12 protein-coding genes and 2 pseudogenes are annotated in these 15,459 nt (G+C 69.1%); 4 read left to right on the forward strand and 10 right to left on the reverse strand.

Annotation, left to right across the window (positions count from 1 at the left end):
- Nucleotides 1–50: 50 nt before the first annotated feature.
- From C469_RS07860 to C469_RS07870, 3 genes and pseudogenes are all read right to left on the reverse strand, one after another.
- Entirely contained in the window at nucleotides 51–380 is a 330-nt protein-coding gene (locus C469_RS07860) for a DUF5783 family protein (RefSeq protein ID WP_008005421.1), read from the reverse strand.
- A 407-nt stretch (nucleotides 381–787) separates the two neighbouring features.
- Nucleotides 788–3,542: pseudogene (locus C469_RS07865) on the reverse strand (heavy metal translocating P-type ATPase).
- A 497-nt stretch (nucleotides 3,543–4,039) separates the two neighbouring features.
- Entirely contained in the window at nucleotides 4,040–4,639 is a 600-nt protein-coding gene (locus tag C469_RS07870) for an AsnC family transcriptional regulator (RefSeq protein WP_008005422.1), read from the reverse strand.
- 131 nt (nucleotides 4,640–4,770) lie between these two features.
- On the opposite strand from C469_RS07870, the gene C469_RS07875 reads away from it, so the two are divergent.
- Nucleotides 4,771–4,968, forward strand: coding sequence for a CopZ family metallochaperone (locus tag C469_RS07875; protein WP_008005423.1), 198 nt, complete (start codon nucleotides 4,771–4,773; stop codon nucleotides 4,966–4,968).
- Between the two features lie 39 nt (nucleotides 4,969–5,007).
- Here C469_RS07875 and lpdA read toward each other — a convergent pair whose 3' ends face one another.
- The 7 genes from lpdA to C469_RS07910 form a co-directional block, all read right to left on the reverse strand.
- Complete coding sequence (lpdA, locus tag C469_RS07880; protein ID WP_008005425.1) at nucleotides 5,008–6,435, reverse strand: dihydrolipoyl dehydrogenase; 1,428 nt, start codon at nucleotides 6,433–6,435, stop codon at nucleotides 5,008–5,010.
- Entirely contained in the window at nucleotides 6,435–8,096 is a 1,662-nt protein-coding gene (locus tag C469_RS07885; protein ID WP_008005427.1) for a 2-oxo acid dehydrogenase subunit E2, read from the reverse strand. Before C469_RS07885 ends, lpdA begins: the two co-directional genes overlap by 1 nt.
- Before the next feature lie 2 nt (nucleotides 8,097–8,098).
- A complete protein-coding gene (locus C469_RS07890) occupies nucleotides 8,099–9,085 on the reverse strand; it encodes an alpha-ketoacid dehydrogenase subunit beta (RefSeq protein WP_008005429.1) in 987 nt (328 codons plus the stop codon).
- Nucleotides 9,086–10,189 (reverse strand): pyruvate dehydrogenase (acetyl-transferring) E1 component subunit alpha, encoded by a 1,104-nt coding sequence (gene pdhA, locus C469_RS07895; RefSeq protein WP_008005430.1) that lies wholly within the window; start codon nucleotides 10,187–10,189, stop codon nucleotides 9,086–9,088.
- A gap of 287 nt (nucleotides 10,190–10,476) precedes the next feature.
- Nucleotides 10,477–10,881: a hypothetical protein gene (locus C469_RS07900; RefSeq protein WP_004048800.1), complete on the reverse strand. Its 405-nt coding sequence runs from the start codon at nucleotides 10,879–10,881 to the stop codon at nucleotides 10,477–10,479.
- Between the two features lie 108 nt (nucleotides 10,882–10,989).
- Entirely contained in the window at nucleotides 10,990–11,661 is a 672-nt protein-coding gene (locus C469_RS07905) for an RPA family protein (protein ID WP_008005434.1), read from the reverse strand.
- Nucleotides 11,662–12,588, reverse strand: coding sequence for a hypothetical protein (locus C469_RS07910; RefSeq protein WP_008005435.1), 927 nt, complete (start codon nucleotides 12,586–12,588; stop codon nucleotides 11,662–11,664).
- A 482-nt stretch (nucleotides 12,589–13,070) separates the two neighbouring features.
- On the opposite strand from C469_RS07910, the gene C469_RS07915 reads away from it, so the two are divergent.
- The 3 genes and pseudogenes from C469_RS07915 to C469_RS07925 all read left to right on the forward strand — a co-directional run.
- Nucleotides 13,071–13,373: a DUF7091 family protein gene (locus tag C469_RS07915; RefSeq protein ID WP_008005437.1), complete on the forward strand. Its 303-nt coding sequence runs from the start codon at nucleotides 13,071–13,073 to the stop codon at nucleotides 13,371–13,373.
- 61 nt (nucleotides 13,374–13,434) lie between these two features.
- Nucleotides 13,435–14,649, forward strand: a complete 1,215-nt coding sequence (locus C469_RS07920) for a hypothetical protein (protein WP_008005439.1) — start codon at nucleotides 13,435–13,437, stop codon at nucleotides 14,647–14,649.
- A gap of 116 nt (nucleotides 14,650–14,765) precedes the next feature.
- Nucleotides 14,766–15,459, forward strand: a pseudogene (locus tag C469_RS07925) (ABC transporter substrate-binding protein); the annotation flags it as partial.

Here is a 15,459-nt window from a genome sequence, read left to right on the forward strand (position 1 = left end):
GCGATCCGTGAGAACCGGCGCGTTAGGCGGTGAACAAACCGAACGACCGGTCACTCCGGCCGGTCGACGCCGAGCGTCCGGTACAGCTCCGACTCGATCCGGTCGACGTACTCGTCGAGCGTCTCCTCGAACGTCTCGTCGTCGACGGGGACCGCCCCCCGGATGCGCTCGCGGGGGTTCTCGGGGAGCTCGACGCGGAACTCGCCGTCCTCGTAGAACGGTTCGGACTCGTTGAGCACCGTCTGGTCGATCCCGTGGATCAGCTCCGAGTCGTACCGGTCGTTCATCTGGTTGAACGCGTTCTTGTACGCCCGCTGGAGCTCGTTGAAGTAGTTCGCGTACTTGTCCTCGAACTTCTCGGGGTCGAACTCGTCGGCCATACCCGATCTGACGGCACCGCGGGGAAAAAGCCGGTCGATCGCCGCTCAAGGACCCGATCCGATGGGCGAAGCGGTCGTCGCCGTCGATCGGGAACTGAGGCGGGAGAGTCTATTTAAATTAGATACCGCTATATTAAATTACTATTCGGCAGTCGAGTGTCCACCACCAGAAGCCTCACAGGACTGACCACCAGAAGCCTCACAGGACGGCACCTGACGGTGACGACGGGGATCAATTACCCTCTCACCGGATCGGCCACAGACGGCCGACCGCGCGGTCATCACCGAGCAGGTGACGCGTCGACGGAGTCGGGGCTACCGACACCTGCTCTCAGACATAAATAACAGACGTCGATCGGACGTACCGCGTGACGAGAGGCGAGCCGTGAGCGGAGCGTCGCCCTCGCTCACCGTAGCCGGCCGAGCAGCCGGTAGTCGTGATCGGGCTCGTACCGGCGGAACAGCAGGCTGTTCGTCAACACGCTCACGCTGGACAGCGCCATCGCCCCGGCGGCCAGCGCGGGTTGGAGCAGGCCCAGCGAGGCGAGCGGGATCATCAGCGTGTTGTAGCCGAGCGCCCAGACGAGGTTCTGCTTGATCTTCTGGAGGGTCGCGTCCGAGATGCGGATCGCCTTCACCACGTCGAGCGGGTCGTCGCGCATCAGCGTCACGTCCGCGGCCTCGATCGCGACGTCCGTCCCGCTTCCGAGGGCGGTCCCGACGTGTGCGACCGCGAGCGCGGGAGCGTCGTTGACGCCGTCACCGACCATCATCGCCTGTCGACCGTCGGCCTGAATCTCCTCGACGGCGTCGGACTTGTCCTCAGGGAGGACGCCCGCCCGGACGTTCTCGGGGGCGATGCCGACCCGCTCGGCGACGGCGCGGGCGGTGCGCTCGTTGTCGCCGGTGATCATCATCACGTCGACGCCGCGCTCGCGGAGGGCCGCCACGGCGTCGGCGGCGCTCGGCTTGACCGTGTCGGCGTCGGCGACGACGCCGATCAGTTCGCCGTCGTTCGTGCCAGCGGGCACGCGAGCGACGAGCATCGCCGTCTTCCCCTCCCGTTCGAGACGCTCCATCGTCTCGGCCGCGGGCGAGGCGTCGACGCCCTCGTCGGCCAGCAGCTTCCGGTTGCCGACGAGGACCTCCTCGCCCTCCACCGTCGCGCGCACTCCGTGACCGGGGACGTTCTCGAACGCGTCCGGCTCGGTGACGTCCAACCCGCGCTCCTCGGCGCCGTCGACGATGGCGCGCGCGAGCGGGTGTTCGCTGCCGCGCTCGGCGATCGCGGCGAGCCGGAGCACCTCGCGCTCCGCGTCGCGGTCGCCGCCCGCGTCCGGGTCGTCTCCGTCGTCGGACCCCGACAGCTGCGCCGCGCCCCCGTCGGGGACGAGGCCGCCGTCGGCGTCGAACGCGACCACGTCCGTCAGCTCCATCTCGCCCCGGGTGAGCGTCCCCGTCTTGTCGAAGACGACGGTGTCGACGTCCTTGGCGCGTTCGAGCACGTCGCCGCCCTTGAAGAGGACTCCGTGTCCGGCGCCGATGGTGGTACCGACCATCGTCGCGGCCGGCGTCGCCAGCCCCAGCGCGCAGGGGCAGGCGATGAGCACCGACGAGGCGAACACGACGAGCGCGAACTCGGAGACGGAGACGGCGCCCCCGGCGACCGCCGGCCCGCCCGCGACGAGTCCCCACAGCGGGAGCGCGTTCACGAAGCCGGCGAGCGCCTCGGGGAAGAGGACCCAGACGGCCGCCCACAGCAGCGCGTTGACGATGACCGCGGGGACGAAGTACGCGGAGATGCGGTCCGCGAGGTTCTGGATGTCGGGCTGTCGCGACTGCGCCTCCTTCACCGTCCGGACGATCCCCTGCAGCGCGGTGTCGGCGCCGACCTTGGTCGCCTCGACGACGAGCACGCCGTTCTCGTTGATCGTCGAGCCGATCACCTCGTCGCCGTCCGCCTTCTCGACGGGGACCGACTCGCCGGTCACCATCGACTCGTCGACCGCGCTCTGCCCGTCGACGACGACGCCGTCCGTCGGGATCTTCTCGCCCGGACGGACCTTCATCCGGTCGCCGACCGTCACCTCGTCGATCGGGACCTCCCGCTCGGTCCCGTCCTCGTCCACGAGCGTGGCCTGATCGGCCTCCATCTCCAAGAGCTTCCGGAGCGCCTCGCCGGCCTGTCCCTTCGAGCGGGCCTCAAGGTAGTTCCCGAGCGTGATGAAGACGAGGATGAGCGCCGCCGTGTCGAAGTAGAGGCTGCCGGCGACCAGCTCGGCGAGGACCGCGACCGAGTACGCGTACGCGGTGGTGGACCCGAGCGCGATCAGCACGTCCATGTTGGCGCGCCCGTTCGTCACGATCGCCTTGTAGGAGTTCCTGTAGAACGGCCGCCCGAGGACGATCTGGACCGGCGTCGCGAGCAGGAACTGCACCCAGCCGATCCGGACGCCGAAGACGGTCTCCGGGAAGAGCGCCCCGTCGAGCAGCAGGTGGTCGGCCATGAACAGCAGCAGCGGCGCGGAGAGGACCGCCCCGAAGNAGAGATGTGTATAAGAGACAGGCCATGAACAGCAGCAGCGGCGCGGAGAGGACCGCCCCGAAGAGCGTCAGGCGGAGCTGCTTGCGGATCTCGGCCTCGCGGGCGGCGTCGCGGGCGTCCCGTCCGGAGTCGCCGCTCTCGCCCGCGCCCTCACCGGACGCCTCGCCGTCGCCGCTCTCCCCGCTACTCCCGCGTCCCTCTCGGACCGGCGAGTAGCCGGCCGACTCGATCGCGTCGTAGAGGTCTCCGAGGGAGGCGTCGGCGGGGTTGTACCGCACCTGCGCCTCGTCGGTCGCGTAGTTCACCGTCGCCTCGATCACGCCGGGCGTCGACTCGAGGGCCTCGGCGTTGGTCTCCGCGCAGTTCGCACAGGACATGTCCGTGATCGCGACGGAGACCGTCTCGCTGACCGCGCCGTAGCCCGCGGCCTCGATCGCGTCGAATATCTCGCCGAGCGACACCTCCTCGGGGTCGTACTCGACCGACCCCTCGTCGGTGGCGTAGTTGGCGTTCGCCGACGCCACCCCGTCGAGGTCGTCGAGGGCGTCCTCGATGGTCGCCGAGCAGTTGGCGCAGGACATCCCGGTGACGTTCAGGTGGGCTGTTCGCGTTGGCATACCTACTCCTACGTGTCCCACCCTTAGGCGGTTTTCTGCTTCGAGACCATGGCTCCGAGTGGGTCGAAATCTTGGATTCCAAGGAAACCGGTGCGGGAGGAAGATAGAAGAAAGCGAAAGCGAGGGGGTCGGCGACATCGATTTAAAAATGTAGGCGGTGGCGTGTGCCTGCGAGCGGCCGGAAGGCCGCGAGCAGACCGCACGAGGGAGTCGGTGGTCCGGAGCAACGCGGAGGACCACCGACAGGGCGAGAGCGAAGCTCTCGCTTGCAACCGGCGCGTAGCGCCGGTGACGAGGCTGGGGAGGCGTGAGGTGCGGTTGCTGTGCGGGGCGGGGATCAAAGGGGCAGCCGTGAGGGCGACGCAGGCGACGTAAGCACTGGAGGGAGCGAGCAACGCGAGCGACTGAAGCGCGCATCGAGCGTGCGTCGCCCTCACGGCTGGGGCTTTGGAGGTGGTTCCCGACCAAAACAACTTATAAACGGTCCATCTGCCAGATTACGCCCCTTCCTCCAGTCGCTGGTACCGCTCTCGAAACCGCGACAGGCAGGACGGACAGCAGAAGTGGTACACCTCGTCGTCGATCCGCGCCGTTTCGCCTTCGCTATCGACGGTGTTCGAACACTCCGCGCAGGTCAGCGCGAACTCCACGCCCTCGATCGAGGGCGTCCACTCGAACTCGTCGACCAGCGTGACCGCGTAGTCGTCGACGGCGACCCCCTCGAACAGCCCGGCGACCCACTCTCGCGCGGTCCGCCCGTCGACCCGGGCGTACGCCCGGAGGTCGCCCTCGGCCGTGACGAAGACGTGCTCGACGGCGTCGGCGTCTCGCACCCGATCCCGCGCCGCGTCGAGCGCCTCGGGGCGGTTCGGGGGCAGATCCACGTCGATCAACACGGGAACTCCGGCCCGGAGCTTCGTCCGGTCGACGTCGACCGTGAACCCCTCGATGACGCCGGTCTCCTCCAGCCGCGTGACGCGGTCGGAGACCGCCGGCCCCGACAGTCCCACGCGCTCGCCGATCTCGCTGAACGGGCGCCGAGCGTCCGCGGCCAGCAGCGACAGGATCTCCAGGTCAGTCTCGTCGAGGTCGCGCATGCGTCCCGGTACGGCTCCGATATATAAGACAGTTGGGCGGTTCGGTTCGGATTCCAAAGTCGAACCAGGGTGTGAACCCCTATCTCGAAGGGGAAAGCGACAAACCTCCGCCCGCCCTACCATACCTCGTCATGAGCCGAACCATCACCGTCGAAGGGATGTCGTGTGGCCACTGCGAACAGAGCGTCACGGAGGCGCTCGAGGGCGTCGACGGCGTCGAGCGCGCGACCGCGGACCGCGAGAGCGATTCGGCGACCGTCGAGGGCGACGCCGATCCGGACGCGCTCGTGAGCGCGGTGACCGAGGCGGGCTACGACGCGTCCGCTTAAGAAGAGAGACGGGCACCGGGTCCGCCGATTTCTACCGCCCTACCGGTTCAGCGTGTGAATCGCCTGTCCGCGGGCGTTCTCCGCGGCCTCCATCACCGCCTCCGCGAGCGTCGGGTGGGTGTGGACCGTCGCGGCCACGTCCTCGAGCGTCGCGCCCATCTCGATCGCGAGCGCGACCTCGGCGATCAGCTCCGAGGCCTCCGGGCCGACGATCTGCGCGCCGAGCACGAAGCCGGTCTCGTCGTCGGCGACGATCCGGACGAACCCCTCGGTGTGGCCCGTCGTCATCGCGCGCCCGGAGGCGTTGAACGGCATCTCGCCGACGACCGGGTCGAACCCCTCCACCTCGGCCTCGTCTTCGGTCAGCCCCACCGTCCCGATCTCGGGGTCGGTGAAGACGGCCGCGGGGATCGCCTGCTGGTCCATCGCGGCCGGCTCGCCCGCGATCACCTCGGCGGCGACGATCCCCTCCTTGGAGGCCGCGTGCGCGAGCATCGGGTCGCCCGCTACGTCGCCGACGGCGTGAATATGCTCGACTGCGGTTCGGGTGCGGTCGTCCGTCTCGATGAAGCCGCGGTCGTCCGTCTCGATCCCGGCCTCGTCCAGGTCGAGCCCGTCTGCCACCGGCCGGCGGCCGACCGCGACGAGGATCTTGTCGACGCCGTACGTCGACTCCTCACCCCCTTCGGTCTCCGTGTGGAGGAGGTAGCCGCCGTCCGCTCCCTCCGACCACTCGCTTGCGCCCTCGCCGAAGTGGAACTCCACGCCGAGCTCCTCGGCGCGCGTGCGGACGATCCGCTTCACGTCGTCCTCGTACGGGTCAAGGATATCGTCGAGCATCTCGACGACCGTCACCTCGGCGCCGAGCTTCGCGTACGTCGTCGCCAGCTCCATCCCGATGTACCCGCCGCCGACGATCCCGAGCCGGTCCGGGACCGAGTCCGCGTCGAGCGCGTCCGCGGAGCTCCAGACGTGGTCCTCGCTGAACTCGAAGCCGGGAATCTGGATCGGCCGAGACCCCGTGGCGATAATCGCGTGTTCGAACTCGATCGACTCCGAGCCCTGCCCCTCGCCGCCGTGGGCGACGCGGGCGGTGTGCTCGTCGGCGAACGACGCGGTCCCCTCGATCAGGTTGACGCCGTTGGCCTTACAGAGCTTCTCGACGCCGCCGGTGAGCCGGTCGACGACGCCGTCCTTCCACTCGACCATCTTCCCCATGTCGACGGCGGGGTCCGCGTGGATCCCCATCGACTCGGCGTTGCCGGCCTCGTGGGCGAGCCCCGAGCCCGTGATCAGCGCCTTCGAGGGGATACAGCCGCGATTCAGGCAGGCACCGCCGTAGGCGTCCTTCTCGACGAGCGTCGTGTCCAGTCCCTCCTGTGCGGCGCGGATGGCGGCGACGTAGCCGCCCGGTCCCGCGCCGATCACCAGTACCTCCGTTCCGGTTGCGATGTCTCCGACGACCATTAGTGTGACAACAGTAGCAGCGGGTGTTCAAGGTGTTCCATCACGGTGTTCGCGAACTCGGCCGCGACCGCGCCGTCGATGACGCGGTGGTCGATCGACAGCGACAGCGGCAGGGTGGGCGCCGGGACGACCTCGCTCGTTCCGTCTCGTTCGCGGACGACCGGGCGCTCCTCGATGGCGCCGAGCCCCAGAATGGCCGTCTCCGGGTAGTTGATGATCGGCGTGGCGTACTCCCCGCCGATGGCGCCGAAGTTCGTGATCGAGAACGTGCCGCCCTTCATCTCCGCCGGCTTGAGCTTTCGTTCGCGGGCGCGCGAGGCGAGGTCCCTGACCTCTGCGGCCAGCTCGAAGAGCCCCTTCTCGTCGACGTCCTCGACGACCGGCACCATCAGCCCCGCGTCGGTCGCGACGGCGATCCCGAGGTTGTACTCCTTTTTCAACACGATCTCCTCGTCCTCTTCGCGGAGCTCGCTGTTGAGGGACGGGTACTCCTTCAGGCCCGCGACGATCGCCTTCATCACGAACGGCATGTAGGTGAGCTTGACGCCGCGCTCCTCCGCCCGCGGTTTCAGCTCCTCGCGGGCCTCCACGAGGGCGTCGACCTCGGCGGTGTCGTGGTGGGTGACGTGCGGGGCGGTGTACACGGAGCGCTCCATCTGCTTCCCGATGGTGCGCCGCACCCCGCGGTAGGGAATGGTCTCGTCGGTCGAACCGGACGCGCTCGGTTCGGCCGCGGACCCTGCGGCTCCGCCGGCGCCGGCGGCGTCCCCGCTCGCCGAGACGTCGACCGGGCTCGGTTCGGGCGCCGACTCGGCCGCCGAGTCGGCCGTTTCCGACTCCAGCGCCTCCGCGTAGGCCCGAACGTCGTCACCGGTGACGAACGCCTCGCCGTCCCGGGTCGCGTCGGTCGGCACGTCGTCGACGTCGACGCCGAGTTCGCGGGCGACCTTCCGGGTCGCGGGCGTCGCGAGCGTCGTCTCGCGGCCGGCGGGTTCGGGGGCGGCGGACGGGGCGGCGGTCGTCGCCGAAGGTTCGGCGGACCCGTCGTCGCCGCGCTTTTTCACGGCCGACTTGCGGCCGCCGGATCCGGCGTCGATCGGCGTCGGCGCCGGCGCCTCGTCGGAGCCGGAATCTGCGGCGTCGGCACCGCCGGCGCCGCCCTCCGCGTGCGCTCGCACGTCGGCCTCGCCGATCCGGCCGCCGGGACCGCTCCCGTCGACGGCCGCGATGTCGACGCCCAGTTCGCGGGCGAGCCGGCGGGCCGAGGGCGGCGCGAAGGTCCGGCCCGAGGGCGTGTCGGGCTCGGCGTCGGTCGCGTCCGATCCCGCGGCGTCGGCGGCCGCGGCCGGTTCCGGCTCCGCGTCGTCGCCCGCGGTCTCGCTCTCGTCGGGCGCGGCCGCCTCGTCGCCGGCGCCCTCCTCGCCGACGCGGAACGAGATGATCACGTCGCCGACGGGGACCATCTCGCCCTCCTCGACGAACAGCTCCTCGACGGTCCCGTCGTAGCTCGACGGGACCTCGACGAGCGCCTTGTCGGTCTCGACCTCGGCGACCGGCTGGTCCTCCTCGACGCGGTCGCCGGGCGCGACCAGCCAGGTGACCAGTTCGCCCTCGGCGACGCCCTCGCCCACGTCGGGCAGTTTGAACTCTTTGACCGGCATACTCAGAACTCCACCGCCTCCTTGATACCCTCCTCGATGCGCGCCGCGGTCGGGAGGTAGTAGTCCTCCAGCGCGTACAGCGGGTACGGCACGTCGAACCCGGTGACTCGTTTCACGGGCGCCTCCTGGTACAGCAGCGCCTCCTCCTGGATGATCGCCGTGATCTCGCCCGCGAGCCCGCCCGTCTTCGGGGCCTCGTGGACGACGACCGCGCGTCCGGTGGCCTCGAACGCCTCGATTATCGCCTCGCGGTCGAGCGGGGAGACCGTTCGGAGGTCGACGACCTCGCACTCGATCCCCACCTCGGCGAGGCTCTCGGCGGCCTCCAGCGTCGGACGCGTCATGGCGCCGTAGGTGAACACCGCCACGTCGCCGCCCTCGCGTCGGGTGGCCGCCTCGCCGATGGGGACGGTGTACGGCTCCTCGGGCACCTCGTCGCGGAACGCCCGGTAGATGAGCTTCGGTTCGAGGAAGATCACCGGGTCGGGGTCGCGGATCGACGCCGCCAACAGCCCCTTCGCGTCGTACGGGGTCGAGGGGATGACGACCTTCAGCCCGGCCTCGTGGGCGTAGAACGCCTCCTTCGACTCGGAGTGGTGCTCTGGCGCCCGGATCCCGCCCCCGTACGGGGCGCGCAGGGTCATCGGCAGGCTGAACCGCCCCCGGCTTCGCGTGCGGAAGCGGGCCATGTGGGAGACGATCTGATCGAACCCGGGGTACATAAACCCCGAGAACTGGATCTCGGGGACGGGTCTGAGCCCCATCGCGGCCATGCCGACCGCGGCGCCGACGATCCCCGACTCCGCGAGGGGGGTGTCGACGACGCGGTCGCCGCCGAACTCGTCGAACAGGCCCTCGGTCGCGCGGAAGACGCCGCCGTTCTTCCCCACGTCCTGGCCCAACACGAGGACCTCGTCGTCCTCGCGCATCTCTGTGTACAATCCGTCTCGGACCGCCTGTACCACGGTGAGGTTCTGTGTCTCGCTCATTTACTCCTCCAGGAACGCCTCGTCGCCGTGCGCCTCGCGGAACGCGGCGAACTCCTCGTACTGTCGCTCCAATTCCGGCGGGAGCTCCGCGTACGCGTGCTCGAACATCTCCTCCGGCTTCGGCCGCGCCTCGGACTCGGCCGCCTCGATGGCGTCGGCCACCCGCGTCTCGACATCGGTCTCTATCTCCGCGACGCGCTCGTCGTCGAGCACGCCCTCCGAGCGGAGGTAGCTCTCGAGCCGCGGGATCGGGTCCTTCGCCTTCCAGCGGTCGACCTCGTCCTCGTCGCGGTAGACGGTCGGGTCGTCGGCGGTCGTGTGCGCGCCGAACCGGTACTGGATCGCCTCGATCAGCGTCGGGCGCGGCCGGTCCGTCTCGGGGTCGCGCGCCTTCTCGACGGCAGCCCTCGTGACGCTGTACACCGCCAGCGGGTCCATCCCGTCGACCTGCACCCCGTCGATCCCGTACGCCTCCGCCTTCTGGGCCAGCGTCGCGCTCCGCGTCTGCCGCTCGCGGGGCACGGAGATGGCCCACTGGTTGTTGTTACAGAAGAAGACGGTCGGCGTGTCGAACACGCCCGCGAAGTTGACTCCCTCGTGGAAGTCGCCCTCGCTGGTCGCGCCGTCGCCGAAGTAACAGAGGAACGCGTCGTTCTCGCCGCGGAGCTTCGACGCCCACGCCGCGCCGGTGGCGTGCGGGACCTGCGAGGCGATGGGGACGGCGACCGGAAACACGTTCACGTCCTCCGGAGTCGCGTTGCCGGCCTCGTGGCCCATCCAGTAGAGCAGGGTCTGTTTCAGCGGGAGCCCGCGGACCAAGGCCGCGCCGTGCTCGCGGTACGAGGGGACCATCCAGTCGTCCTCGTCGAGCGCGGCCGCGGAGCCGATCTGCGCGCCTTCCTGTCCGGAGAGTGGCGGATACGTCCCCATCCGCCCCTGCCGCTGGAGGCTCACGGCGCGACCGTCGAAGTGACGCGCCAGCCGCATGTGCCGGTACATCTCGACGAGCGCCTCGGCGTCGAGGTCCGGCACGTCGCCGACGACCTCGCCGTCCTCGTCGAGTACGCGGACCGGATCGTCGTACGCCCTGTCGAACACGCTCACGGTCGGACCCACCTCTTCATACACGAACGGTTCGGCGCCCGGGTATTATGGTTTTCGTAAATAGTTTATTATAGTCAGAAATAGATAGTAGGGATGAGGAACTGTCCAGCAGATTCGGGGAGAATCGGACATTTCTGAACAACTCGGGCCACGTCCGGCAATATTTTCGCCGAAATCGGCGGTTCCCCGAACAGTACCGAACGATCGGGACGGTTTTGCCGCCGATCGGAGACGCGGCTAAGTGAAAAACGAGAGACCGGCAGACATCGAGAATCGCCCGTCGTCGACTAGCCGAGTCGGAAGGAGGGCTCGTCGGGCTCGCCGTCGAGATCCTCGAGCTGGATCACCTCTTCGTCGCCGTCCTCCAACTGCTCGCGGAGGTAGTTGACGTAGCGTTTGTGCTCCTCCAGCTGCTCGCGGAGGTGATCCGCCTCGAGCTCCAGCCGCTCGTGCTCGCGCACGAAGCTCTTCGGGACCTCGATCTTCGGGGGGAACGACTCCCCGCTCTCGCCCATGCTGTCGAGCTCCGCCTCCGGGACGACCCGGACCTGTCCGTCGTGGGCAACGAGCGTATCCACGTAGTCCCGGAAGACCGCCGACAGCGAGATGTCTCGCTCCTCGGCGATGTCGCGGAGGGTCTCGAACGCGTCCTCGTTGACGCGGAACGAGATCGTCTTGTTCTTGTTGCCCATTATCGGACCGATCGTCACGCAATCTACTTAAGCGTTTGTCAGACGGTCGCAAGATTGAAAATCGGTTTCGGAGTCAGGCCGCTCCGGGACCGGGTCGCACCGACCGCGTCAGGGCTCCGGCGTGCCGGCCGGATCCGCCCCGTCCGGGGCGGTCCCGTCGCCCGTGGCGTCGCCCGGCGCGGACCCGTCGCCCGCGAGCTCGTCGCCGTCGCTCTCGTCGAGGTCCTCGAGCGCCGACAGCGCGGCGGCCTTGTACGTCTGGGGGTCGAGGTCGTACTCCTCGCGGGCCATCCGCGCGTACTCGTTCCCCTCGTCGTCGAACGCGGCGACGCGCTCGATCGTTCGCTTTGCCGTCTCGGCGACCCAGCGGTCGCGGGTGGCGGCGTCGACCTCGGTGATCGACTCGGGGCGGACCGAGACCCGGACGGTGCCGTCGTCGGTCTCGTAGGTCCGGGGCTTCCCCACGACCGCAACGTAGGCGGGCGGCTCCAGGTCTCGGAGCTTCGAGGCGGCCTCGGGCTGGTACTGGCCGGCGTACACGAAGAACGTGCCCGTCGGATCGACGATGCGGCCGCGCCAGTACTCGCTGTCCTCGCCGACGTCCTCCTTCTCGGTGAGGGTGCCGACGAAGAAGACGCGGTTCGAGGACTCGCCGGTCGGTAACAGCGCGTAGACGGGGGCGCGCTCGTCGTCGGACTCGGTGAACGTGAAGCCGGCGTCGTTGAACTCGCTCGCGAACACGCGCCGGGCGACCTCTCGGGTGGGTGCGGATTGACTCATTTAGATCGACCTCGCTTCGATCAGCGCACTTTCAACGTCGACTTCGCCGGGGTTCTCCATCTCGTCGACCAGGACGTACCGACCGAAGGTGGGGCCGGTGACGCGGTAGTACCGCCCGAGCACGTCGTCGCCCATCTCCTCGGCGACCACGGTGGTGTCGAGCGCGTCCATCGCCATGTCCTTGGCCTCTTCGAGGCCCATCCCGGTGAGCTCCTCGGTGGCCTCGCGGTCGAAGATGACCTCGGTGACGGTCTCGCCGTCGTCGAGGACGCCCTTGATCCGGAGGTCGAACTCGCCCTCGACCTGGCCGTGCTCGGAGCATCGCCCGTTCTGGAGGACGCGAGTGCAGTCCTCCTCGGGACAGCGCTTGATCAGCCCGGAGCCGGACTGGATGTCGACCAGCGCGCCCTCGACCGTGTCGGCGTTGTCGCCGACCTCGATCTCCTCGTCGATCTCGGTGATGCCGGTGGTCCGGTTGAGCTTTACCGAGTAGCTCCCCTCGTACTCGTCGGTGACGACGTTCGTCAGCTCGTACGCCTGTCCCTCCGTCAGCTCGGGGAGGTCCGAGGTCTCGAAGGCGACGAACTTGATCGTGCCGGACTCGTCGCCGAGGAGCCCGACCTGCGAGATCGAGTCGCTGCGGGGCTCCCAGAGGTCGACCAGCTTCACGCGCAGGTCGACCCACTGTTCGTCCTCGTCGATCTCGTCAACGAGGACGGACTCGCTGCCGCCGCGGCCGAGCTCGTCGCGCTCCATCCCGGCGTCGTCGAGGTAGCTGTTGGTGACGCTCCGGCGCGCCTCGTCGAGGGGGACGCGGTACTCGTTGACGAGGTTCTCCAGCCGCTCTTCGATCTCGTCGGCGTCCACGTCGAGGTGGTCCGAGAACTGTTCCGCTATCGCTTCCGCTTCCTGTCGCAGTTCGCTCATGGGGTGTCTCCGCCTCCGGTCATGATTCAGTGGGAGGCGTACGACGGTTGGTTCCTCACGGTATTAAAAATCCCGCAACCGCGGTGAAAGTGGTCGACTTCGCCCCGTTGAGCGGCCTCTTCCGTCGGTTTCGGGTCGTCGACGCCGACCGCGTCTGACGCCCGTCAGCCACACGCGGGCGCCGTTTCAAGTGGAACCGTACCACGCGAAGCGTCCGCACGCAACGAGACGGACTTCGGAGTAGCGGTCGCTTATAAACAAACGTGCGGTGGCGCGCCTCCGAGCGCCCACCGGGCGCGAGGAGCCCGCGAGGGAGTCGGTGGTCCGGAGCAACGCGGAGGACCACCGACGAGGCTGGGGCTTTGGAGCCCGTCACCGCAGAGGCATCGATTTATAACCATCTCACGCCGGGTCCGCCACCAACAGATCGATCATCCGCCTGTCGCCAACGGACCTATATCCGACGCGCCGGTACGGCATCCATGGACGACCGACTCGAGCGCGTCATCCGCCAGCAGCTCCGCAAGGCGGGCAAGCAGTTCGAGGAGGCCAAGCGGGCGTACACCGAGGCGAAGGACGACCCCGCAGGCGACGGCGCGGGAGCGAAGCGCTACGGCCTCCCGACCGACGACGAGGGGCGCGCCCGGATCGTCTGTCGCCGACACGCGGAGCGCCGGACCGTCCTCGTCGACGAGGAGGGGCGCCCGGCGTGTTTCGAGGGCGGCCACCCCGACTGCGAGGGGTGCGCGGAGGACGTGCGAGAGGGGTTCGTCGAGACGTGGTGAACGGCGGGCGGCGGCGGAAACCACCCAAAGGCGTTTGTCCTCCGGTGTCCTCACACGGGCTATGAAACGGACGACGATCGTCGTGGCGCTCCTCGTCGCGGTCGGCGTCGGGCTCGCGGCCTCCGGATTTTTCGCCGGGGCGGGTGACGAGGCCCCGCCGCCGACCGCCGAGGATCCGGCGCCCTCGGAGGTGGACGAAGGGTCGCTCATCGAGGTCGCCGGCGACTACAGGCTCTGGCCGTACACGAGCCGAAGCACCTCGGCCGAGGGGCGGACGCTCGCGATCAACGTCCTCTTTCACGCCGACGCGGAGACGACGCGGCGGGCGATCGAGAGGCGATCAGGAACCGACTGGGAGGAGACCGAAGAGGGAGAGGCGGCCGCCACCGCCGACACGGAGCAGGTGCGGGCACTCGTCGAGCGCGACTGGGCGGACGCGCACAGCTCCGACCGCTACAGCTACGTCGAGGGGCCGGACGGGGGCGTCTGGCTGCGGGAGACGTTCGAGCTTCACGACGGGGCGTACCTCGGCGTCCGCGATCACCTCCGGGCGTACGAGTCGCCGGACGGCGCTTACACCGCGGTGCAGGCCCACGAGGAGTACTACGACTGGTTCCGGCTCCGCCACACGGTGCCGGGCATCGACGACCCGGCGGTCCGGCTCGAAGACGAGTTCATCCACGGCAGGGTCGACGCCGCGGTCAGCCGCGAGTACCGCGGCGTCGAGGGCGGGTGGAGCGACGGCTGGGTCTCGGTAGTCGAGCTGGCGTCGCTAGCGGTGCTGGGAGGCACGCTGCTCCGCCGCCGAACCCGAACCGCGGCTGTCGAGCTCGCGCACCGGAGCCGAAGAGAGGCGGCGCGACACGTCGACGCCGCGCTGCTCGGCGCCGCGCTCGCGGCCGTCATCGTCGGCGTCCGGGTCGCGGGAGTTGCGCTGGAGACCGCCTATCCCGGAGTCGGACCGAAACTTATCGCCGGGCCGCTGTACCTCGTCATCGCGGTCGGCGTTCCGGCGCTCGTCGTCGCCCGGGCGCCCGAGTCGGAGCCGAGCGCGGCGCTTCTCGGCGTCGTCGTCGGGCTCGGCGCGGGATTCGTGATCGACTTCGCCGCGCTCGGTATGGCGGTGCCGCCCGACCTCCTCGTCCACCGAGTCGCCCTGCTCGCCGCGCTCGGCGTCGTCGCGATGGGGCGCGCCGCCGCGGACCGTCCGGTGCTCGCGGCGGGGCTGACGGCGTGGGTCGTCGGGCTGGCGCTCCCGCTCGCCGACGTGATCTGAAGGGTTCTCGCGGTCGATCGGGTCGATTCCGTCGATCCGGCACACGCGCTGGAGGACCGATCCGACGACGATACCACAGAAGAGATATACGCGAGGGGCGAAACAGCGACCAACAGATGACTCGGCACATCAGCCGGCGAGAGACGCTCGCTGGGGTCGGGCTCGCGGCCCTGAGCGCCGGCTGTCTCGGCCGTACGCGAAATATCGCGGGACGCGACCGGTCCTCCCAACTGACGCTGGAGATCAACGCGCCGCCCGCGGACAGGGACCCCAACGCGATCCGGATCGCCAGACACCTCGCGGACAACCTAGACGCAGTGGGGATCGATACCCGGATCAACACCCTCGGGCACACCGACCTCCGGCGGAAGGTCCTCATCAACCACAACTTCGACGTGTACGTCGGGCAGTTCCGGGAGGCGGAGCCGTTCGACCCGGACGCGATGTACGGGTTCACGCACTCCCGGTTCGTCGCGGAGTCCGGGTGGCAGAACCCGTTCGGGTTCACCGACATCACCGGCGTCGACGAACTGCTCGCGACCCAGCGTCGAGCGGACGGCGACGACCGACGCGAGGCGGTGGCGGCCCTCCAGCGGGACCTCGGCGAGCTGCAGCCGTTCACCGTCGTGGCGTTCCCCGACCCGCTCACCGCGGTCCGCGAGGACCGGTTCGAGAACTGGACGAACCGCCAGCCGCTGTCGGTCGGCGGGCTGCTCAGCTTGGAACGCTCCGGCGCGGCGACCGGAGACGGAACCGGATCCGAGGACGGGACCGTCGACGGCAACGAGACCTGTCTCTTATACACATCTC

It is taken from the genome of Halorubrum lipolyticum DSM 21995 (assembly GCF_000337375.1).
Lineage (GTDB): Archaea > Halobacteriota > Halobacteria > Halobacteriales > Haloferacaceae > Halorubrum > Halorubrum lipolyticum.